This is a genomic window from Streptomyces diastatochromogenes (assembly GCF_002242805.1).
GTDB classification, from domain to species: Bacteria; Actinomycetota; Actinomycetes; order Streptomycetales; family Streptomycetaceae; genus Streptomyces; species Streptomyces diastatochromogenes.
The window spans coordinates 35,869-57,302 of the sequence record NZ_MCGQ01000007.1; the positions used below are offsets into that span (position 1 = coordinate 35,869).

The following is a 21,434-nucleotide window of genomic DNA, read 5'->3' on the forward strand; positions in this document are numbered from 1 at the left end:
GCGGCAGTGTCGGGGGTCCTGAGTGCCGGATGACAGATGTCATGCGCGCGGGGTGACAGACGGAAAGGGGCGCCCGGCGGACACCGGGCGCCCCTTTCCGGGGGGCGCTAGCTCGGGTTGGTCTCGATGACTCCGATGCGCGCCGCCGCCGTCTTGCCGAGCAGGGCCTTGCGCAGCGCGGCGACGACGTCCTGCGGCAGAACGCCACGCTTCCCGGTCGCGGTCTGGATCTGTACGCCGTCGAAGGTGGCGCCGTACGCCTTCTTGAGCGCCTCGAGGTCGTACGTCTCGACGAGCTTGCCGTCGACGGCCTTGACGCCGAGGATCTTCGGCAGTGACACGGGGCCGAGCGGGATGCTGTGCGCCGCGTCGGTCTGGACGTGGACGAGGCCGGACATCGCGGGCTTCGCGAACTCCTTCATCTCCCGGTCGACCTCGGCGTTCGAGACCGTCGGCTGCTGGGTGGTCGTCGGTACGGCGACCGGAGCCGCCGTGCCCGTCTCCACCAGCGTGCGGTAGGCCTGTTCGACCGCCTTGGTCGACTGGGCAGCGTCGATGCCCTTGCCCGCCTTGCCGTAGACGGCCACGGCCTTGCCGGACTCGAATTTGATGGTGCCGTCGACGACCGAACCGGAGCCGCCGCCGGCCTGCTCGAGCGCGGCCTGGAGCTTCTCCTCGTCGACCGGCATGGCCGGTTCGACCACCCGCTTCTGACCGAAGAGGGAGCCGATCACGGAGACCGGGTTGTAGTCGCTCGTCGCGGCCGCGCCGACCGTGCTCTGGAAGTCGAACTGCAGCCCCGCGTTGTCCGGCGTCAGGGACACCGTCTTCCCGCCCACGGACAGCTTCAGCGGCTTGTTCACCCGGCTGCCGAAGGCCTCGTCGAGCTTCTTGACGGCGTCGTCGCGGGTGCCGCCGCCGATGTCGACGCCGAGCACCGTGGTGCCCTTGGGCACGTCGGTGTGGTTCATCAGCAGGCCGGCGCCGTAGACACCGCCCGCGAGGACGAACACGCCGACGCCGAGCAGCACGAGCTTGCTGCGGCCCTTCTTCTTCGGCTTGGCCGCCGCCTTGGGCTGCGGGGCCGGGTCGGGCAGCTTGGGCGCCTGGTGCGGGACCGGGCCGTCGGGGTGCGCACCGGAGCCGAACGGGGCGTTCCCGGCGGACGGGACGATCGGGATGCCGCTGGTGACGGTGTGCCCGGAGACGTTGTCCGGGGCGCGGTAGCCGGGCGTGCCCGGTTCGGGGGCCGGCTTCTGCGGGGTGAGGATCGCGGTGTCGTCGCTGAGGCCGCCGCCGGGTGCCATACCGGGGCCGGCGAGCGGGCCGCCGGGCAGCGGGTGGCTGCCGGTGTCGCCGTAGCCGCCCGGGCTGTCGAAGGACTCGCCCAGATCGCGGTCGAAGTCGCTGAGCGAGCTGCGCGGGGTGGCCGGCGGGACGAACGGTCCGTCGCCGGTGACCGGGCCGCTGGTGGGGCCCGCCGGGCCCTGCGGGCCGCGGCCGCCCTGGGCGTTCGGCCCGTTGAAGCCGCTGGGTCCGCCGGGGCCGCCGGTTCCGCTCGCGCCGGGGGTGCCGCTGCCGCCGAAGCCGCTCTGGCCGCCGCTCTCCGCGAAGTACGGCAGGTCGTCGCGGCTCGGTTCGCCGCCGCCGGTCGCGCCGGGGCGGGAGCCGCCGCGCGGGCCCGCGGCCAGCGCCTCGGTCACGTCGAAGGAGCCGGTGCCGCCGCCGTGCCCCGGGGCCACGGGGCCGCCGGTGGCGCTGGGCAGGCCCGAGCCGTTCGTACCGCCGGGGCGGGAGGAGCCGCCGGGCACGCTCATGGCGCCGACCACACCGCCGGGGCGGCCGCCGCCGGGGCGGGCACCGGTGGCACCAGGACCACCCGGCTGGGCGCTCGGCGCGGCCGCGGAACCGCCGGGCGTCCCGGCCCCGTTCGTGCCGCCGCCGCCCTGACCGCCCTTGGGCGCGCCGGACTTGCGGGGCGCGAACCAGTCGCTGGTCTTCTCCTCGGCCTGCGGAGCGGGTTCGGCGGGGGGTTCGACGGTGCCGGTGGGCGTCGCGGCGGCGGGGGCCGGCCGCTGGTCGGCGCCGGAGTCGTCCCCGGCTCCCTCGCCGTCCCCGACGGGCTTGCGCACGACGACGGGCGGGATGGGCCGGGATCCGGGGATGTTGATCCGGATCCGCGTCGTCAGCGTGGTCTCGGTCTTGCGCTCCTCGGGCTGGGTGGCCGAACGGCCCCCGTCCGCACCGGCGTCGGCAGCCATGGGGGTCCCGTACGGCGGCGTCCCCGAGGGGTATGCGGCTGCGCCGGTCCCGTTGGGCCCGGAGGACGGAGTGTCAGTTTCACGACTCAAGGCAGGTTCTCCCGGTTGGCTCCGCCGCCCGTTACGACCTCAGCGGGCAGCTCGGCGGCGCGCACCACCATACTGGGCACGTCTGGCGCGTATCCCATGACCGCTGAGGAAACCCACACCGGACTCGCACGTGCGCCGCACGGCGAAGTGGTACGTCACTTGCCAAGTCGGACAGGACCGTCGTGGGGTTGCCGTCCGGGGGCGAGGGTGGCGCAGATCACAGCGAGGGCCATGCCACCGAGCAGGAAGAGGTAGGAGCCGAGCCCCGCGCCGAAGAGGAAGTCGCCTTCGGGGCGGGTGGCGGTGAGCAGGACGACGGCGACGATCCAGCCGGCCACCGGCGCGACCGCCCCGGCCCGGCCGCCGAGCGCGTACGCCCCGCCGAGGAACAGCCCGGCGGCGCCCGCGAGGGCGAGCAGCAGGCCGCCCGGGAACCAGGCGGCCTGGACCAGGGTTCCGGCGAGCCCGACGATCGCGCCGAGCAGGAACAGGCCGACGTGGGCGGTGATCCGTCCGGCCGAGGGGCGCCGCATCGGCTGGGCCAGCATCGAGCCGCGTCCGGCGGTGCTCATGACGCCTCCGCGGTGGCGATGCCGGCGAACAGGTCGGTCTCCCCGGGCACGCCGCGGCCGTACACCAACTCGTAGTACTCGGTGGTGAACAGCGGCTGGGCCAGTTCGTTGGAGAGCGCGAAGTACGGCTCGGCCACGTCGATCTGAGTGGCGTGGGCTCGCATCGCGGCGGCCTTGGCGGCGGCGTACGCGCTGCCGTCGATCGCAGTGGTGATCCGCTCGTCGTCGACCACGCCGGGTACGTCGGCCACGGTGGCGCTCTTCGCGAACGGGAGGCCCGGCAGCTCGTCCTGGAGGCGGACGAAGGCGGCCTCGGCGACGGAGCGCGGAACGCGGTTCCAGTAGACCTTCTCGACCCGGTGCCCGTCTTCGGCCGCCAGTTCGACGGCGCGCATGGCCACGCGGTGGGCCTGGATGTGGTCCGGGTGGCCGTACCCGCCGTTGTCGTCGTACGCGACGGCGACCTGCGGGCGGATCTCCAGGATCACCTCGGCGAGCGAGCGAGCGGCGGCGTCCAGGTCGGCCTGCCAGAAGCAGGCGGGGTCCTCGTTGTCGGGAATGCCCATCATGCCGGAGTCGCCGTAACGGCCCGCGCCGCCGAGCAGCCGCCCGTCCTGGACACCCAGCTCGCGCAGGGCGGCGCTCAGCTCGGCGCGCCGGTGTGCGCCCAGCGCGGCGCCGGTCAGATGCCGCAGCTCGGGCGGGATGACCTCGCCGCGCTCGCCCAGGGTGCAGGTGACCAGGGTCACGTGGGCACCCTCGGCCGCGTACCTGGCCATGGTCGCGCCGTTGTTGATCGACTCGTCGTCCGGGTGCGCGTGCACCAGCAGCAGACGCCGAGCGGGCAGTTCCGTCATGGGTCCCACCCTACGAGGTCCGCGCCGGGGCGCCCGTCAGAACTTGATGCTGCCGATCATGCTGGCGACGTTCGTCGTCAGCTCACTGATCGTCGGCGCGACGGTCGAGGAGGCGAGATAGAAGCCGAGCAGCATGCAGACGACCGCATGGCCGCCCTTCAGCCCTGACTTCTTGATCAGCAGGAAGACGATGATCGCCAGCAGCACCACCGCCGAAATCGAGAGTGCCACGGCGGCTCACCTCCAAAGATCCCGGGGACACGGGGGGTTCGGACTATGGGGGTTGTCACTCGGTTGTAGATCAGTAGAGCAAATCCATGCACACGCCAGCGGGTTCATACCCACTCAGCGGTAGTGATCATAACTATCCGTACTCGCGCATCGCTCGGCGCACGGCCGCACAAGGGGGCGCATGGCCAATATGGTCGGGGTATGACGACCGAGGCTGACTCCTTCCCCCGTCGGCACGCCCGCACGCAGCGGTTCACGCTCGGCGCGCCGCGTGCGTTCACCGTGGCACCCGACGGCTCGCGTGTCGCGTTCCTGCGTTCAAGCTCCGGCACGGACCGGGCCAACTCCCTGTGGATCCTCGACCCGACGGACGGCGGCGAGCGCCTGGCGGCCGATCCGCACGCCCTGCTGGAGGGCGCCTCGGAGCAGCTCTCGCCCGAGGAGCGGGCGCGCCGGGAGCGCAGTCGGGAGGGCGGGGCCGGCATCGTCGGCTACGCCACCGACGCGGCGCTGGAGTTGGCGTCTTTCGCCTTGTCAGGGCGGCTTTTCACGGCCGAACTGCGGGCCGGTACGGCACGCGAACTCCGGGTACCCGCACCGGTGATCGACCCGCGTCCGTCGCCGGACGGGCGGCACATCGCGTACGTCGCCCAGGGCGCGCTGCGGGTGACGGGGGCCGAGGGCGCGGACGACCGGGCGCTGGCCGAACCGGAGGCCGACCAGGTCACCTACGGACTCGCCGAGTTCATCGCGGCCGAGGAGATGGGGCGTTCGCGCGGATTCTGGTGGGCACCGGAGTCGGACCGGCTGCTGGTGGCGCGCGTGGACGACACGCCGGTGCGGCGGTGGTGGATCGCCGACCCGGCCCACCCGGAGCGTGAGCCACAACACGTCGCATACCCTGCGGCCGGGACGGAGAACGCGGACGTACGCCTGTTCGTGATCGACCTCGACGGAGGGCGCACCGAGGTCGTGTGGGACCGGGCGCGCTATCCGTATCTGGCGTGTGTGCACTGGTCAGAGGCGGGTGCGCCGCTGCTGCTGGTACAGACGCGGGACCAGCGCGGCCAGGTGTTCCTGGCGGTGGACCCGGACACGGGTTCGACCCGGATGGTGCACGCCGACGAAGATCCAACATGGCTGGAACTTTTCGCCGGAGTGCCCTGCTGGAGCCCGTCCGGGCAGCTTGTCCGCATCGCGGACGAGGGCGGCGCCCGAGTGCTGGCGGTGGGTGAACGGCCGCTGACCGGACCGCAGTTGCACATCCGTGCGGTACTCGACGTGACGGCCGATGACGTGCTGGTCTCGGCGTCGGCGGGCACGGAGGCGGAGTCCCCGGAGACCGGCGAGGTCCATGTCTACCGGGTCAACGAACTCGGCGTGGAGCGCGTGTCACAGGAGCCCGGTGTGCACTCGGCGGTGCGCGCCGGGGGCGTGACGGTGCTGGTGTCCGCGACGCTCGACAGTCCGGGTACCCGTGTCCAGGTGCTGCATGACGGAAAACGTACGGCGACTGTCCGGTCCTATGCCGAAGTTCCCGGTTTGTCCCCGCGGGTGACCCTCACCGAGGGGGGCGCACGCAGAATTCCGTGCGCCGTGCTTATGCCTACGGACTACCCCGGTGACACTCCCCTCCCCGTCCTCCTGGACCCCTACGCCGGCCCGCACGGCCCGCGTGTGGTGGCCGCCCACAACGCGCATCTGACCTCGCAGTGGTTCGCCGACCAGGGCTTCGCGGTGATCGTCGCCGACGGCCGGGGCACGCCGGGCCGCTCGCCGGCCTGGGAGAAGGCGGTCCACCGCGACTTCACGCTCACCCTGGACGACCAGATCGAGGCCCTCCAGGACCTGGCCGAGCGCTACCCCCTCGACCTCTCCCGGGTGGCCGTCCGCGGCTGGTCCTACGGCGGCTACCTGGCCGCCCTCGCCGTCCTGCGCCGCCCGGACGTCATCCACGCGGGCATCGCGGGCGCCCCGGTCACGGACTGGCGCCTCTACGACACCCACTACACCGAGCGCTACCTCGGCAACCCGGTCGAGGACCCGGCGACCTATACGCGCAACTCCCTGGTCACCGACGAAGGCCTCTCCTCCCCCGCCGAACCGCACCGCCCCCTGATGATCATCCACGGCCTCGCCGACGACAACGTGGTGGCCGCCCACACCCTGCGCCTCTCCTCGGCCCTGCTCGCCGCGGGCCGCCCCCACGAGGTGCTCCCGCTGTCCGGCGTCACGCACATGACCCCCCAGGAGCAGGTCGCGGAAAACCTGCTCCTGCTCCAGGTGGACTTCCTCAAGCGTTCACTGGCATAACCGGGCAAATACCCGTGAACCGCGTTTACACGCAGGCAACTTCACCGAAGCGGCACCGATATACGGACGCGCGAGGCTGAACAGCGTACGGCCGTGCGGGTGCCGTAAACGGGCCGGGGATGCGCCATGTCACCCCGGCCCGTTGCCGTGCCCTCCAGGCGCCTCTGGCGGGACTACCTGCTTCTCCGCTGCGAAGTGGCAGGCCGAGTCGTGGGCCGCGGGACCGGTCGTACGGCGGAACTCCTCGGGGACCGCCAGTGCCGGGACCTCCCGGGTGCAGCGCTCCTGGGCCTTCCAGCAGCGGGTGCGGAAGCGGCAGCCCGAGGGGATGTTCGTCGGGGACGGGACGTCGCCGGTGAGGATGATCCGCTCACGGTGTTCGCGGGCCTCGGGGTCGGGGACGGGGACGGCGGACAGGAGCGCCTGGGTGTAGGGGTGGGTGGGGTGGTCGTAGATCTCGGCGTCCCTGCCGATCTCCACGATGCGGCCCAGGTACATGACCCCGACCCGGTCCGAGATGTGCCGGACGATCGACAGGTCGTGCGCGATGAAGACGTAGGAGAGGTCGAACTCCGACTGGAGGCGGTCCAGCAGGTTGATCACCTGGGCCTGGACCGAGACGTCCAGGGCGGAGACCGGCTCGTCGGCGACGATCACCTCGGGGCGCAGGGCCAACCCCCTCGCGATGCCGATGCGTTGGCGCTGGCCGCCGGAGAACTGGTGCGGGTAGCGGTTGATGTACTCGGGGTTGAGGCCGACCACGTCCAGCAGCTCCCGCACCCTGCGCCGGCGGTCGCCCTTGGGGGCGGCTTCGGGGTGGATCTCGTACGGCTCCCCGATGATGTCCCCGACCGTCATCCGGGGGTTGAGGGAGGTGTACGGGTCCTGGAAGACCATCTGGATATTGCGGCGCACCGCTCTCAGGGCCCGGCCCGACAACCGGGTGATGTCCTCGCCCTTGAACCTGATCGAGCCCGCCGTCGGCCGCTCCAGGCTGCACAGCAGCTTCGCCACCGTGGACTTGCCGCAGCCGGACTCGCCGACGATGCCCAGGGTCTCGCCCTTGGCGAGGGTGAAGTCGACGCCGTCGACCGCCTTCACCGCGCCGACCTGCTTCTTGAACAGGATGCCCCGCATCAGCGGGTAGTACTTGACGAGGCCACTGACCTCCAGGATGGGCTCAGCCATGCAGGCACTCCCGCCAGAAGTGGCAGGCGCTGCCGCGGTCCTCGGAGACCTCGTAGAGCGGGGGCACGTCGGTGCGGCACACGTCCTGGGCCATCGGGCAGCGGGGGTGGAAGGCGCAGCCGGGCGGGATGTTCATGAGGTTCGGCGGCAGGCCCTTGATGGCGTACAGCTCCTGCCCCTTCTGGTCCAGGCGCGGGATGGAGTCCAGCAGGCCGCGCGTGTAGGGGTGGGCGGGCGCCTTGTAGATGTCGCGCACCGGCGCCGACTCGACGATCTTCCCCGCGTACATCACGGCGATCCGGTCGGCCACGTCCGCCACGACCCCCAGATCATGGGTGATGAGGATCAGGCCCATGTGGTACTCGCGCTGCAAATCCGCGAGCAGGTCCATGACCTGGGCCTGGACGGTGACGTCCAGGGCGGTGGTGGGCTCGTCGGCGATGATGAGCGCGGGCTCCAGCGCCAGCGCCATGGCGATCATGATGCGCTGGCGCATACCCCCGGAGAACTGGTGCGGGTAGTCCCCGACCCTCTGGGCCGCGCCCGGGATGCGCACCCGCTCCATCAACTCGATCGCCTTGGCCCGCGCCGCCTTCTTCGACATCCCCCGGTGCACGACGAACATCTCGCCGAGCTGGTCGCCCACGGACAGCACGGGGTTGAGCGCCGACAGCGCGTCCTGGAAGATCATCGCCATTCCGGCGCCCCGGATCCTCCGCCGCTCCTCCTCCTTCAGCTTCAGCACGTCCTTGCCCCGGAAGAGGATCTCGCCCCCGGTGATCCTCCCGGGCGGCATGTCGAGGATGCCCATGACGGCCTGCGCGGTGACCGACTTGCCGGAGCCGGACTCACCGAGCACGGCGAGCGTCTCCCCCGCGTCCACGCCGTAGCTGACCCCGTTGACGGCCTTGGCGACCCCGTCCCGGGTCCGGAACTCCACCTGCAGATCACGGACTTCGAGCAACACGGCGGCTCACCTCAGCTTCGGGTCCAGGGCGTCGCGTACCGCGTCGCCGAGCATGATGAAGGCCAGGACCGTGAGGGCCAGGGCTCCTGAGGGCCAGAGCAGGGCGTGGGGGGCGTTGCGGATGTAGGGGGAGGCGGCGGAGATGTCGATGCCCCAGGACACGTTGGGCGGTTTCAGCCCGACGCCGAGGTACGACAGGGTCGCCTCCAGCGTGATGAAGGTGCCGAGGGCGATGGTCGCGACGACGATCACGGGGGCCACGGCGTTCGGGGCGATGTGCCGGACCAGGATGCGGGAGTTGGAGGCGCCGAGGGCGCGGGCGGCCTGGACGTAGTCGTTCTGCTTGGCGGTGATGACCGAGCCGCGCGCGATACGGGCGATCTGCGGCCAGCCGAGCAGCACCATGAACCCGATGACCGGCCAGACCGTGTTGCTGGTCACCACGGAGAGCAGGACGAGACCGCCGAGGACGACCGGGATGGCGAAGAAGATGTCGGTGACGCGGGAGAGGAACGAGTCCGACGTGCCGCCGAAGAACCCGGCAAGGGAGCCGAGCGCGGAGCCCAGGACCGCCACCCCGAGCGTGGCGCAGACGCCGACCGTGACGGACGTACGGGCCCCGTAGACGGTCCGTGTGTAGACGTTGCAGCCCTGACCGTCGTACCCGAAGGGAGCGCCCGGCTGGGAGCCCTCCTGGGCCTTGGAGAGGTCGCACTTGAGGGGGCTGCCGGAGGCGATCGCCGAGGGCCACAGGGAGATGAAGACCAGGAAGAGGATGACCAGGGCGGAGATGAGGAAGACCGGGTTGCGGCGCAGGTCGCGCCAGGCGTCGGACCAGAGGCTGCGGGGCTTGCCCGCCGGGCCCGTCCCTTCCGGCCCTCCTGGCGTCTTCTCCAGGGTCTCCGCCTCGCTCGCCGCCAGGTCCATCGCGCCGCCCGCACCGGTGGGCGCGATCGCGCGCTCGGGGTCGTACGGCCGCTCAGACATAGCGGATCCTCGGGTCGAGTACGGCGTAGAGCAGGTCGACGAGCAGGTTGGCGATCAGGAAGACGAGGACGAGGATCGTGACGAAGCCGACGACGGTCTGGGTGTTCTGGCGCAGGATGCCCTGGTAGAGCTGGTAGCCGACCCCGTGGATGTTGAAGATCCGCTCGGTGAGGATCGCGCCGCCCATCAGCGCGCCGATGTCCGCGCCGATGAAGGTGACGACGGGGATGAGCGAGTTGCGCAGCAGGTGCCGGGTGACGACACGGCGCCTGGGCAGGCCCTTGGCGACGGCCGTACGGACATAGTCGGACCGCTTGTTCTCCGCGACGGAGGTGCGGGTCAGCCGGGTGACGTAGGCGAGGGAGACGGCGGCGAGGACCAGGCCGGGCACGATCAGCTCACTGAAGGTGGCGTCCGGGGAGACCGACGGCTGGATCCAGTGCCACTGGACGCCCAGGAGCAGCTGGAGCAGCAGGCCGGTGACGAAGGTCGGTACGGAGATGACGACCAGGGTGCCGAGGAGCACGCCGGTGTCGAGGGGCCGGCCGCGGCGCAGACCCGAGAACACGCCCAGGGTGATGCCGATGACGATCTCGAAGAGGATCGCGACGATCGTCAGCCGGATGGTCGGCGGGAACGCCGACGCCATCAGCTCGGTGACCGGCTGCCCGTTGAAGGCCGTACCGAAGTCGCCGGTGAAGAGGTGCCCCATGTAGGTGAGGTACTGCTGCGGGAAGACCGGCTTGTCGAGGCCGAACTCCTTCTCGAGCTGGGCGGCGGTCGCCGGGTCGCACGCCCGCTCGCCGCACAGGCCCGCGATGGGGTCGCCCATCACGTTCACCATGAGGAAGATCAGCAGGGTGGACCCGATGAACACCGGGATCATCTGGAGCAGTCGCCGGACGACATAGCGCCCCATGGCGGCTCAGCCGACCTTGATCTCGTTGTAGACGGGGACGCTGAACGGGTTCAGGGCCACGTTCGACAGCCGCTGGGAGTAGCCCGCGCTGCCGTTCTGGTACCAGAGCGGGATGGCGGCCATGTTGTCCCGGACGACCGCCTCGGCCTTCTGGAAGGTGGAGATGGCCTTGGCGGTGTCCGTCTCGGCGTTGGCCTGGTCGACGAGCTGGTCGAAGTCCTTGTTGGACCACTTGCCGTCGTTGGAGGAGGCGTTGGTGTAGTAGAGCGGCTGGAGGAAGTTCTGGATGAGCGGGTAGTCCATCTGCCAGCCCGCCCGGAACGGGCCGCTCATCTTGTGCTGCCCAATCTGGTTGCGGAAGTCGGCGAAGGTGCCGACGGGGTTGCCCACGCAGGCCTTCTCGTTGCCGAGCGCGTTGTTGACGGAGTTGCACACGGCGTCGATCCACTCCTTGTGGGAGCCCGTGTCCGCGTTGTACGTGATCTTGACCTGGCCGCCGGGGAGCCCGCCGCCCTCCTGGATCAGCTTCTTGGCCCCGGTGGGGTCGTAGTCGCAGGCCTTGCCGCACAGGCCGTCCTGGAAGCCGCCGGCCGTGCCGAGAACCGGGGAGGTCCAGTCGGTGGCGGGGGTGCGGGTCTTCTGGAAGATCGTGTCGGTGATCTGCTTGCGGTCGATCGCCATGGACAGACCGGTGCGGACCTTCTCCGAGCCCGCCTTGTTCCAGGCCGGGTCGTAGTACGGGAAGGCGAGGGTCTGGATGATGCCGGCGGGGGTGTTGATGTACCGGCCGCCCAGGTCGCTCTTCACGTTCTTCAGCTGCGCGGCGGGAACGTCGTCGACGAGGTCGAGGTTGCCGGCCATCAGGTCGGTGTAGGCGGTGTTGTTGTCGGTGTAGACCTTCAGGGTCACACCGCCGTTCTGGGCCTTGTCGGCACCCGGGTAGCCGTCCCACTTCTTCAGGGACATCTGCGAGCCCTTCGTGTAGGACTCGATGGCGTAGGGCCCGTTGCCGACCGGCTTGCTGAGCCAGGCCGCGTGGTCGGTGAAGAAGGTCCGCGGCAGCGGGTCGAAGGCCGCGTAGCCGAGGGTGTCCGGGAAGCTGGAGAACTTCTGGTTGAGCTTGACGGTGAAGGTGTGGTCGTCCACGACCTTCAGACCGGACAGGGTGTCGGCGCTCTGCGATCCGCTGTCGGGATGGACCTTGCCGTAGCCCTCGATGTAGCCGAAGAAGTAGGCGTTCTTCTGGTTGTTCTTCAGGCTCGCACCGTAGGTCCAGGCGTCCACGAAGGACTTGGCGGTCACCTTCTCTCCGTTGGAGAAGGTCCAGCCGTCCTTCACCTTGACGGTGAAGTTCTGCGAGTCCTTGGTGTCGATGCTCTCGGCGAGCATGTCCTTGGCCTGGCCGGTCTTCGGGTCGTACCGCTTCAGACCCCGGAAGACCATGTCGAGGACCTTGCCGCCCTGCACCTCGTTGGTGTTGGCCGGCTCCAGCGGGTTCTGCGGGTCGCCCCAGGAGGAGCTGAGCACCCCGGCGGCGTTCCCGCCGCCGCTGCTCCCGCCGCCGCCCCCGCAGGCCGCCGCGGCGAGCGCCACCGCCACCGCGCCGGCGGCCCAGCCGGCGTTCCTGGCTCCGCGCATGGAGCACCTCCTCGTGATCGCCTATCGGCAAATATCACATCAAAAGGTGCGCTGCGCACACGTTCCCTGCCCTTTGGGTGAGCACCCGTCAGGCCGAGTACGGAGAACACGAGAAAATCGCGAAATCGCTTACCGATCAACCGGAGCAACGGGCAGACTCCCGGCATGGTCGATCGTGTCTTCAGCGACGTCGAACTCGCCGCGCTGTACGAGAAACTGAATCCATGGGGCCCCGGTGACGACTTCTACCTGGAACTCGTCATGGCGGCCGGGAGAGTCCTCGACATCGGCTGCGGAACCGGCCGGCTGCTGCGTGCCGCCCGGGCGGCCGGGCACCGGGGACGGCTCACCGGCATCGATCCGGCGGCCGCCATGCTGGTGCAGGCGCGGCGGGCGGAGCCGGGCATCGAGTGGGTGCTCGGGGACGTCACGACGCACCTCTGGGAGGGGGCGTTCGACCTGGTCGTGATGACCGGTCACGCCTTCCAGGAACTCCTCGGGAACGAACAGGTGCGCGGCACGCTGCGCGGGGCGTGCCGGGCGCTGGCCGACGGCGGCCGGTTCGTCTTCGAGACCCGGAATCCGGCCGCGCGGGCCTGGGAGCGCTGGACCCCTGACCGGGTGTACGAGTTCCCCGACGGGGACGGCGACCCCGTACGCGTGTGGTACGACGCCGACCCGGACCCCGTCGGGGACCGGCTGAGCTTCACCGAGACCTACGCCGGGGCGCGCTGGGAGCGGCCGCGGGTGTGCCGGGGCACCCTGCGGTTCCTGGACGCCGCCGCGCTGGACGGCTTCCTCGGCGGGGCCGGACTGGCCGTCGCCGAGCGCTACGGAGACTGGAGGCGGGGGCCGATGGCCCCCGCCTCCAGTCCCGAGATCATCACCGTGGCCACGGCCACGGATCAGTCCTCGGACGCGTGCTCCTCCAGCACCTTCAGCGCCGGGTCGAGGACGACGTCCTCGTCGCGCTGAGTGGTCGGGTCCTCCGGGAAGTGGCAGGCCGTCAGGTGGCCGTCCCGGTTGCCGGAGAGCTGGACCAGGGGCGGCTCCTCGCTCGCGCACTTGTCCTGGGCCTTCCAGCAGCGGGTGCGGAAGCGGCAGCCGGACGGCGGGGAGATCGGCGAGGGCACGTCACCGGCGAGCCGGATCCGCTCGCGGTCCTCGTCCTCGATCCCGACCTCGGGGACGGCCGACAGCAGGGCGTGCGTGTACGGGTGGCGGGGCCGGTTGTAGATCGACTCCCGGTCACCGACCTCGACCACCTTGCCGAGGTACATCACCGCGACGCGCTGCGAGAAGTGCCGCACGATGGCCAGGTCGTGGGCGATGAACAGGAACGCGATGCCCAGTTCCTTCTGGACCTCCTGGAGCAGGTTCACGACCTGCGCCTGGATGGACACGTCCAGCGCCGAGACCGGCTCGTCCGCCACGATCAGCTTCGGGTTCAGCGCCAGGGCGCGGGCGACGCCGATGCGCTGACGCTGGCCGCCGGAGAACTCGTGCGGGAAGCGGTTGTAGTGCTCCGGGTTCAGGCCGACCAGCTCGAGCAGCTCCCGGACCTTCTTCTCCCGGCCGCCCTCCGGCTCGATCCCGTTGACCTCCATCGGCGACTTGATGATCGTGCCGACGGTCTGGCGCGGGTTCAGCGAGGAGTACGGGTCCTGGAAGATCATCTGGATCTCGGACCGCACCGGCGCCAGCTGACGGCGCGAGGCGTGGGTGATGTCCTGCCCGGCGTAGGTGATGCTGCCGGCGGTCGGCTCCAGCAGACGGGTGATGAGCCGGCCCGTGGTCGACTTGCCGCAGCCGGACTCGCCGACCAGGCCGACGCTCTCGCCGTAGCCGACGGTCAGGTCGATGCCGTCGACGGCCTGCACCGCGCCGACCTTCCGCTTGATCGGAAAGCCGCCGAAGATCGGGAAGTGCTTGGTCAGGCCCTTGACCTCGAGGAGCGTCTCCGACGAGGTCGCGGCGGTGCCCTGCTGTTCGGGGAGGGTGAGGTTGTCGCTCATGTCTCGGTTCTCCCTAGCGCAGCCGGGGCTGGATCTTGTCGATGAAGATGGTCTGCTTCTGCTCGGCCGTCAGGTGGCACGCGGAAGCTCGTCCCTCGCCCAGCGGCGGACGCGTGTCCGAGCAGAGGCTGCCCTGCACCTCGTCCTTGAAGGCACAGCGCGGGTGGAAGCGGCAGCCCGAAGGCGGGTTGAGCAGCGAGGGCGGGCTGCCGGGGATCGGCGTCAGCTTCTCGTCCAGGTCGCCGTCCAGGCGCGGCATCGAGCTGAGCAGGCCCCAGGTGTAGGGGTGCTTCGGCTCGTGCAGCACCTCGCGGACGCTGCCGCGCTCCACGGCCCGGCCCGCGTACATCACCAGCAGGTCGTCGGCCATGTGGGAGATGACGCCCAGGTCGTGGGTGATGAAGATGATCGCGGAGCCGAACTCCTGCTGCAGGTCCTTGAGCAGGTCCAGGATCTGCGCCTGCACGGTCACGTCGAGCGCGGTGGTCGGCTCGTCGGCGATCAGCAGGTCGGGGTCGCACATCAGCGCCATGGCGATCATCGCGCGCTGGCGCATACCGCCGGAGAACTGGTGCGGGTAGTCGTCGAAGCGGACCTTGGGCTGCGGGATGCCGACCTTCTCCAGCATCTGGATGGCCCGGTCCTTCGCCTCCTTCTTGGAGGCGCCGCGGTGCTTCATGAACGGCTCGGACAGCTGCCGGCCCACCGTGTAGAACGGCGACAGGGCGGTCAGCGGGTCCTGGAAGATCATCGCCATCTTGTTGCCGCGGAGCTGCTCCAGCTCCTTCTCTTTGGCGGTGACGAGTTCCTTGCCGTCGAGAATGATCTCGCCGTCGACGGTCGAGGTGCGGGGGTTGTGCAGGCCCAGGACCGTCAGGTTGGTGACGGACTTTCCGGAGCCGGACTCGCCGACGATGCCCAGGGTCTTGCCGCGCTCGACGTCGAAGGAGAGGCCGTCGACGGCCCTGACGATGCCGTCCTCGGTGGAGAACTGCACCTTCAGATCGCGGACCGACAGGAAGCTCTCCGCACCGTTCGGGGCCGGAGTGCCCTCGGTCTTGGTCAGTGTGGTCACGGTGGTTCGTTCTTCCTAGGAGAGCCGGACGCGCGGGTCGATCCAGGCGTACGCGATGTCGGTGAGGATGTTGAAGAGCAGGATGAAGAAGGCACCGAACAACATGACGCCCATGGTCAGCGGGAGGTCCTTGTGGACCGCGCCGTCCACGGCGAGCCGACCGATTCCCTGGAGGGAGAAGGTGATCTCGGTGACGACGGCACCGCCGAGCATGCTGCTGAGGTCGATACCGAGCACGGTGACGATCGGGATCATCGAGCCGCGCCAGGCGTAACGGAAGAAGACGTACTTGCGCGACATGCCCTTCGCGCGGGCGGTGCGGACGTGCTCCTCGGCGAGCTGCTCGATCATCGAGGAACGTGCCATACGGGTGTACTGCGCGGTGAAGATGGTGGCCATCACCAGGGTGGGCAGCAGCATGCCCGTGAACCAGCCCCACGGATTCTGGGTGATCGGTACGTACTGGGGGTTGTCCATCCAGCCCGTGCTGTAGACGAAGATGATCAGGACGATCGGACCCAGGAAGTAGATCTGGAACGAGCTCAGCACCATCGACACGCCCGTGGCGACCTTGTCCACCATTGAGCCGCGCCGGAAGGCGGCGACCATACCGGCGCCCACACCGACCACGAGGAAGACGACCGCACCACCGAGGGTGAGGGTCAGCGTCGTCGGGAAGCGGTCCATGATCGTGCCCCAGACCATGTCGCCCGAGTAGAACGACTGTCCGAGGCACGGGGCGCTGCAGTGTCCGGTCGGGAAGTCACGGCCCATCACGATGCCGGTCATGAAGTCCCAGAACTGCTGGACGATGGGCAGGTTGAGACCGAGGGCCTGGCGGATGTCCTCCAGTCTCTGAGGAGAGCAGTCCTTGCCACAGGCCAGGGAGGCGTAATCGGAAGGCGCGGCGACGAACAGGAAGAACGTCGCGGCGGAGATGAGGAACAGGGTGACCAGGGCACCGACCGTGCGCCGGATGATGAACTGAAGCATGGCGGGAGGGCTGCTCTCTGCGGAGACGAGTGGGAGGTTTCACGGAGGTGCGGGGACGCGCTCCGCCTGGTGCGCGTCCCCGCGATCAGCCGTAGAGAGTTACGACTTCTTCAGGAACAGGTGGTTGATGTCGATGAGGCTCGACACCGACCCGTAGCGGGCGCCGCCCACGTTCGACCCGGAGAGCTGGAACTGCTTGGTGTACCACAGCGGAGCGGCCGGAAGGACCTTCTCCATCAGGTAGTGCTGGGCTTCCTTCCAGGTCTTCGCGGCCTCGGTCGGCTGCTCGGACAGGGCCTTCTTGATCAGGGCGTCGACCTTGGGGTCCTTCACGTGCGAGTAGTTCGGCGAGCCGTCGGAGACCTGCGAACCGTCGTAGACCGGCGTGACCACCGTGCCCGGGGACGGCCAGTCCTGGCCCCAGCCCGAGATGTACATGTCGTACGGGTTGTCCAGCTTGCCGATCTGCTCGTAGTAGCTCGCGGCGTCGACCTCCTTGGAGACGACGTTGAAGCCGACCTTGGTGAGCGCGTCCTCGATGGCGACCTTGCGCTTCTGACCGTTCTCGCTGTTGGCGTAGGCGAAGACGACCTTCTTCTCGGACGCCGGAATGCTCTTCAGCAGCTCCTTGGCCTTGGCGATGTTGCCCTGCGGCGTCGCCAGACGGCCGTACGGGTCGTACTTGGCCTCGTAGCCCGGCAGCGTCGGCGCGAAGTAGTTCGGGGCCACGTCACCGCCGTAGACACCACCCTCACCGGCGATGAGCGACTTGGAGTTCACGGCGTAGGTGATGGCCTGGCGGACCTTCAGGTCCTTCACGCGGTCCAGGTTGAAGGTCAGCTGCATCACGTAGGGCTGGTAGCCCTTGGTCACGCGCGCGTTGACCGACGGGTTCTTGATGACGTCCTGGATCTGCGTGGCCTCGACGCCGCCGGTGAGCTGGATGGCGTTCTTGTCGTCGCCCTGGTCGGCGATCAGACGCTTGGTCTGGGTCGACTCGGTCACGCCGAACTGGAAGTTGAAGCCGTCCACGTACTGGTGGCGCACGGAGTCCGTCTTCGGGTCCCAGTTGGTGTTCTTGACGAGCACCAGGGACTTGCCGTTCTTGTACGACTGGATCTTGTACGGGCCGGTGGCGACCGGAGCCTTGTCGTACTTCTCCTTGGTGTCGTCCTTCGTCGGGACGATCGCGTAGCCGGCCATGGCCAGCGTCTGCGGCAGGTCCGGGCGCGCCTGGTCGAAGTGGAAGATGACGGTCTTGTCGTCCGGGGTGTCCAGGACCGACTTCGGCAGGTGCTTGCCGTCGAAGCCACCGCCCGGCAGCAGCTTGCGGTAGTCCTTGGCGTACTTGTCGCCGGCCAGCCAGGTCTGCAGGTAGGGCGGACCGTCGAAAATGAACTTCGCGAACTGGCGCTCGACGGTGTGGCGGACGTCGGCGGACGTGATGACGTTGCCCTTGGCGTCCTTGATGCCGTCCTTGAGCGTGAACGTCCAGGTCTTGCCGCCGTCCGACATCTTGCCGGAGTCGGTCGCGAGGTCACCCGCGACCGAGACGTTGCCCTTGTCGTCCTCCTGGAACTGGGTCAGGCGACGGAAGAGCAGGTTGGCGACCTGGCCGGCGTCGGAGACGTAGGTCTGGCCCGGGTCCAGGTGCGAGAGACCCGCCTCCTGGTAGACCGTGATGGTGCCGCCGCTCTGGGCACCGGCGACGTCCTTGGCCGGACCGGTGGAGCCGGCAGCGTCGGCGTAGGTGACCGCCTTCGACTGGACCGAGGCTTCCTTCTGGTCCTTCTTGGAGTCCTTACCGGTGTTGGTGCCCTTGTTCTCGGAGCACCCGGTGAGCGCGAGGGAACCGGCCGCGATGGCGACGACGATGGCCTGCGCTCTGCGCGAGCTGAACGACTTCATGAGGCGAATGCACCTACCTGTCGGTTGTTATCCATGAGTACTGCCTGACGCGGCTGGTAGGCCGACTCGGGGGCGGCAGTCATCCCCCCTCCAGCGGACGATCTACCGCCCGGACTTGGGGTCGAACGCGTCCCGTACCGAGTCTCCGAGGAGATTGAAGGCCAGGACGAAGATCACCAGTGCCACACCCGGGAAGAAGATGAACGACGGGTCCTGCTCGGCGTACTTGGAGCCGTTGGCGAACAGTCGTCCCCAGTCCGGGGTCGGCTCGACGAAGCCGACACCCGCGAAGGAGAGGAAGGCAATGGTGAGGATGGTGCTGGGCAGTGTGTACGTGAACTGCACCAGGATGGGCGTCACCACGTTCGGCAGGATCTCCTTGCGGACGATCCGCCAGGGCGAGGCACCGGAGACCTTGGCGGCCTCCACGAACTCGCGCTCACGCAGGGACAGCACGGTGGAGCGAACCAGTCGGGCCATGCCCATCCAGCCGAGCACCCACAGCACGATCAGCATCGCCAGCGCCCGGAAGTAGGTCGGCGTCTCCTCCCGCGGGTCCACGAAGAACGCGGTCACCACGGGCATGAAGGCGATGAAGAAGAGCTGCTGCGGGAAGGCGAGGAAGAAGTCGGTGACCCGGCCGATCCAGTAGTCGGTCCTGCCACCGAAGTAGCCGCCGATCAGGCCGAGGATGATGCCCGTGACCATCATCAGGACGGTCACGCCGAGCGCCATGAACAGCGAGGTGCGCATGCCGTACACCAGCATCGCGAAGATGTCGCGGCCGTACTGCGGCTCGACGCCGAACCAGTGCGTTCCGGACAGGCCGCCGAAGTAACCGAGCGGGAGACCGAAGTCGTCGAGGACGGGGGTGTCCTGGTAGGTGGGGTCCTGCCCGTACAGCGTGTACGGGTCCGTCCCGCTGAGCTTGGTCAGCAGCGGAGCGCCCAGCGCGACGACGAAGTAGAAAATCACTACCACGGCACAGATGACACCGGTACGGTCACGCTTGAAGCGCTGCCACATCAACTGGCCGGGAGAGCGACCCTCGAGCTTCTTCTCCTCCTTGGCAGGAGTGGGCTTCGACTCGAGTTCGGGCTCCAAGGCAACCGACGGCCCGGAGCCTTCAGCCTTGGCGGGACTGGTCATGTGTGTTCTTCCCCCGGGGGGTTGGAGAGTTGAGCGCAGCGCAGATACCGGAGAGTTCTGCGGTTTGGGGGAACTTTCGCCAATGTGTTCAACGCGCGTCAAGGGCGGACGACATAGGGATCTCCCTACCGTCAATATTTTGAGCAAAAATTGCAAAGATCGACACCTGTGCGCGCTTGACACCCGCGGCGACAGACCGGCAAATCGGACGCTTCGCCGTATTTTTTTGTTTTACATGTCCGAAACGTGAAGCGTGCTGCTCCGGTATCCGAACACTCGCCCTCTCCAGGGCCCATGAGCATGCCGAAAGCCCGGCCCTCCGGTAGGCGGAGGACCGGGTCTTACGGGGTCTCAGGAGGCGTCAGCCGTGCTTCGCGCGGCTCGCGGCGCGGGCGCGCTCGCGGGCGTCCAGGTTCACCTTGCGGATGCGTACCGCCTCCGGGGTGACCTCCACGCACTCGTCGTCGCGGCAGAACTCCAGCGACTGCTCCAGGGAGAGCTTGCGCGGCGGGACGATCGCCTCGAACGAGTCGGCCGAGGACGACCGCATGTTCGTGAGCTTCTTCTCCTTGGTGATGTTGACGTCCATGTCGTCGGAGCGCGAGTTCTCGCCGACGATCATGCCCTCGTACACCTCGGTGCCCGGGTCGGTGAACAGCACGCCGCGCTCCTGGAGGTTCGTCATCGCGAACGCGGTGACGGCACCGGCGCGGTCGGCGACCAGCGAGCCGTTGTTACGGGTCTGCAGGGTGCCGAACCACGGCTCGAAGCCCTCGTGGATGGAGTGGCCGATACCGGTGCCTCGGGTCTGGGTCAGGAACTCGGTACGGAAGCCGATCAGACCGCGGGACGGCACCACGAACTCCATGCGGACCCAGCCGGAGCCGTGGTTCGACATGTTGTCCATCCGGCCCTTGCGGACACCCATGAGCTGGGTGACGGCGCCCATGTGCTCCTCGGGCACGTCGATCGTCATGCGCTCGACGGGCTCGTAGGTCTTGCCGTCGACCTGCTTGGTGACGACCTGGGGCTTGCCGATGGTCAGCTCGAAGCCCTCGCGGCGCATCTGCTCGACCAGGATGGCGAGCGCCAGCTCACCACGGCCCTGGACCTCCCAGGCGTCCGGGCGCTCGGTGTCGAGCACGCGCAGCGACACGTTACCGATCAGCTCGCGGTCCAGGCGGTCCTTGACCTGGCGGGCGGTGACCTTGCGGTCCTTGACGGCCGACTTCGCGTCGGCGCCCTTGCCGGTGCCGCCACGGCCGACCAGCGGCGAGGTGTTGGTGCCGATGGTCATGGAGATCGCGGGCTCGTCGACCGTGATCAGCGGCAGCGGGATCGGGTTCTCGGTGTCGGCGAGGGTCTCGCCGATCATGATGTCCGCGATACCGGCGACGGCGCAGATGTCACCCGGGCCGGCCTTCTCGGCGGGCTTGCGGGTGAGGGCCTCGGTCATCATCAGCTCGCTGATGCGGACATTGCTGATGGACCCGTCGCGCTTGATCCAGGCGACCGTCTGGCCCTTGCGCAGCTCGCCCTGCTCGACGCGGAGCAGCGCGATACGGCCGAGGAAGTTGTCGGCGTCCAGGTTGGTGACGTGGGCCTGGAGCGGGGCCTCCTCGTCATAGGTCGGGGCCGGGATGTGCTCCAGGATCGTGGAGAAGAACGGCTCCAGGCTGGTGGAGTCGGCCGGGACCGTGCCGTCGTCCGGCTTGGTCAGCGAGGCGATGCCGTCGCGGCCGCAGGCGTAGACGATCGGGAACTCGATCTGCTCCTCGTCCGCGTCCAGGTCGAGGAAGAGGTCGTAGGTCTCGTTGACGACCTCGTCGATGCGCGAGTCCGGGCGGTCCGTCTTGTTGATGCACAGGATGACGGGCAGGCGCTGCTGGAGCGCCTTGCGCAGCACGAAGCGAGTCTGCGGGAGCGGGCCCTCGGACGCGTCCACGAGCAGGACCACACCGTCGACCATCGACAGACCGCGCTCGACCTCGCCGCCGAAGTCGGCGTGGCCGGGGGTGTCGATGATGTTGATGGTGATCGGTTCCCCACCGTCCTTGGGGTGGTACTTGACCGCCGTGTTCTTGGCGAGGATCGTGATGCCCTTCTCACGCTCCAGGTCGTTCGAGTCCATCATGCGGTCGTCGACGCCTTCGAGCTGGTGCGCGGCGAAGGCGCCGGCCTGCTTCAGCATGCCGTCGACGATGGTCGTCTTGCCGTGGTCGACGTGGGCGACGATGGCGACATTGCGGATGTCGTGGCGCGTGGCCATAT

General features: G+C 68.9%; 17 protein-coding genes. 2 read left to right on the top strand and 15 right to left on the bottom strand.

Annotated elements, in window-relative coordinates; translation table 11 throughout:
• Nucleotides 1-107: 107 nt before the first annotated feature.
• The 4 genes from BEK98_RS04785 to BEK98_RS04805 form a co-directional block, all read right to left on the bottom strand.
• Complete coding sequence (locus BEK98_RS04785; RefSeq protein ID WP_167444089.1) at nt 108-2,351, bottom strand: hypothetical protein; 2,244 nt, start codon at nt 2,349-2,351, stop codon at nt 108-110.
• A 155-nt stretch (nt 2,352-2,506) separates the two neighbouring features.
• Complete coding sequence (locus tag BEK98_RS04795; RefSeq protein ID WP_094215116.1) at nt 2,507-2,923, bottom strand: DUF6113 family protein; 417 nt, start codon at nt 2,921-2,923, stop codon at nt 2,507-2,509.
• Nucleotides 2,920-3,780: an N-acetyl-1-D-myo-inositol-2-amino-2-deoxy-alpha-D-glucopyranoside deacetylase gene (gene mshB, locus BEK98_RS04800; RefSeq protein ID WP_094215117.1), complete on the bottom strand. Its 861-nt coding sequence runs from the start codon at nt 3,778-3,780 to the stop codon at nt 2,920-2,922. The genes BEK98_RS04795 and mshB overlap by 4 nt, the downstream gene beginning before the upstream one ends.
• 36 nt (nt 3,781-3,816) lie before the next feature.
• Nucleotides 3,817-4,011 carry a hypothetical protein gene (locus BEK98_RS04805; RefSeq protein ID WP_030346161.1) on the bottom strand — a complete coding sequence of 65 codons (195 nt, stop codon included), beginning with the start codon at nt 4,009-4,011 and terminating at the stop codon, nt 3,817-3,819.
• Nucleotides 4,012-4,212: 201 nt separating this feature from the next.
• Between BEK98_RS04805 and BEK98_RS04810 the strand changes: the two genes are divergently transcribed.
• The gene (locus BEK98_RS04810) at nt 4,213-6,324 is read left to right on the top strand and encodes a S9 family peptidase (protein ID WP_094215118.1); all 2,112 of its coding nucleotides are present in this window, start codon (nt 4,213-4,215) and stop codon (nt 6,322-6,324) included.
• 129 nt (nt 6,325-6,453) lie between these two features.
• Here the strand turns inward: BEK98_RS04810 and BEK98_RS04815 are convergent, their stop codons facing one another.
• Genes BEK98_RS04815 through BEK98_RS04835 form a run of 5 tightly spaced genes read right to left on the bottom strand, consistent with a single transcriptional unit; the run spans nt 6,454 to nt 12,023 of the window.
• A complete protein-coding gene (locus BEK98_RS04815; protein ID WP_094215119.1) occupies nt 6,454-7,512 on the bottom strand; it encodes an ABC transporter ATP-binding protein in 1,059 nt (352 codons plus the stop codon).
• Complete coding sequence (locus BEK98_RS04820) at nt 7,505-8,479, bottom strand: ABC transporter ATP-binding protein (RefSeq protein ID WP_094215120.1); 975 nt, start codon at nt 8,477-8,479, stop codon at nt 7,505-7,507. The genes BEK98_RS04815 and BEK98_RS04820 overlap by 8 nt, the downstream gene beginning before the upstream one ends.
• A 6-nt stretch (nt 8,480-8,485) precedes the next feature.
• A complete protein-coding gene (locus BEK98_RS04825) occupies nt 8,486-9,466 on the bottom strand; it encodes an ABC transporter permease (RefSeq protein WP_094215121.1) in 981 nt (326 codons plus the stop codon).
• The gene (locus tag BEK98_RS04830; RefSeq protein ID WP_094215122.1) at nt 9,459-10,385 is read right to left on the bottom strand and encodes an ABC transporter permease; all 927 of its coding nucleotides are present in this window, start codon (nt 10,383-10,385) and stop codon (nt 9,459-9,461) included. Before BEK98_RS04830 ends, BEK98_RS04825 begins: the two co-directional genes overlap by 8 nt.
• A 6-nt stretch (nt 10,386-10,391) precedes the next feature.
• Nucleotides 10,392-12,023: a peptide ABC transporter substrate-binding protein gene (locus tag BEK98_RS04835; protein WP_094215123.1), complete on the bottom strand. Its 1,632-nt coding sequence runs from the start codon at nt 12,021-12,023 to the stop codon at nt 10,392-10,394.
• Between the two features lie 165 nt (nt 12,024-12,188).
• Between BEK98_RS04835 and BEK98_RS04840 the strand changes: the two genes are divergently transcribed.
• Complete coding sequence (locus BEK98_RS04840) at nt 12,189-12,998, top strand: class I SAM-dependent methyltransferase (RefSeq protein WP_094215124.1); 810 nt, start codon at nt 12,189-12,191, stop codon at nt 12,996-12,998.
• On the opposite strand, the gene BEK98_RS04845 is transcribed toward BEK98_RS04840, so the two are convergent.
• From BEK98_RS04845 to typA, 6 genes are all read right to left on the bottom strand, one after another.
• Nucleotides 12,929-14,038: an ABC transporter ATP-binding protein gene (locus tag BEK98_RS04845; RefSeq protein WP_094215125.1), complete on the bottom strand. Its 1,110-nt coding sequence runs from the start codon at nt 14,036-14,038 to the stop codon at nt 12,929-12,931. The two genes, BEK98_RS04840 and BEK98_RS04845, sit on opposite strands and share 70 nt — an antisense overlap.
• A 13-nt stretch (nt 14,039-14,051) precedes the next feature.
• A complete protein-coding gene (locus tag BEK98_RS04850; RefSeq protein WP_094215126.1) occupies nt 14,052-15,113 on the bottom strand; it encodes an ABC transporter ATP-binding protein in 1,062 nt (353 codons plus the stop codon).
• Nucleotides 15,114-15,128: 15 nt separating this feature from the next.
• Nucleotides 15,129-16,106: an ABC transporter permease gene (locus BEK98_RS04855; protein ID WP_094215127.1), complete on the bottom strand. Its 978-nt coding sequence runs from the start codon at nt 16,104-16,106 to the stop codon at nt 15,129-15,131.
• A gap of 99 nt (nt 16,107-16,205) precedes the next feature.
• The gene (locus tag BEK98_RS04860; RefSeq protein ID WP_094215128.1) at nt 16,206-18,014 is read right to left on the bottom strand and encodes an ABC transporter substrate-binding protein; all 1,809 of its coding nucleotides are present in this window, start codon (nt 18,012-18,014) and stop codon (nt 16,206-16,208) included.
• A gap of 102 nt (nt 18,015-18,116) precedes the next feature.
• Nucleotides 18,117-19,163 (bottom strand): ABC transporter permease, encoded by a 1,047-nt coding sequence (locus BEK98_RS04865; RefSeq protein ID WP_094215129.1) that lies wholly within the window; start codon nt 19,161-19,163, stop codon nt 18,117-18,119.
• A gap of 361 nt (nt 19,164-19,524) precedes the next feature.
• Nucleotides 19,525-21,432 (bottom strand): translational GTPase TypA, encoded by a 1,908-nt coding sequence (gene typA, locus BEK98_RS04870; protein ID WP_094215130.1) that lies wholly within the window; start codon nt 21,430-21,432, stop codon nt 19,525-19,527.
• Nucleotides 21,433-21,434 lie beyond the last annotated feature (2 nt).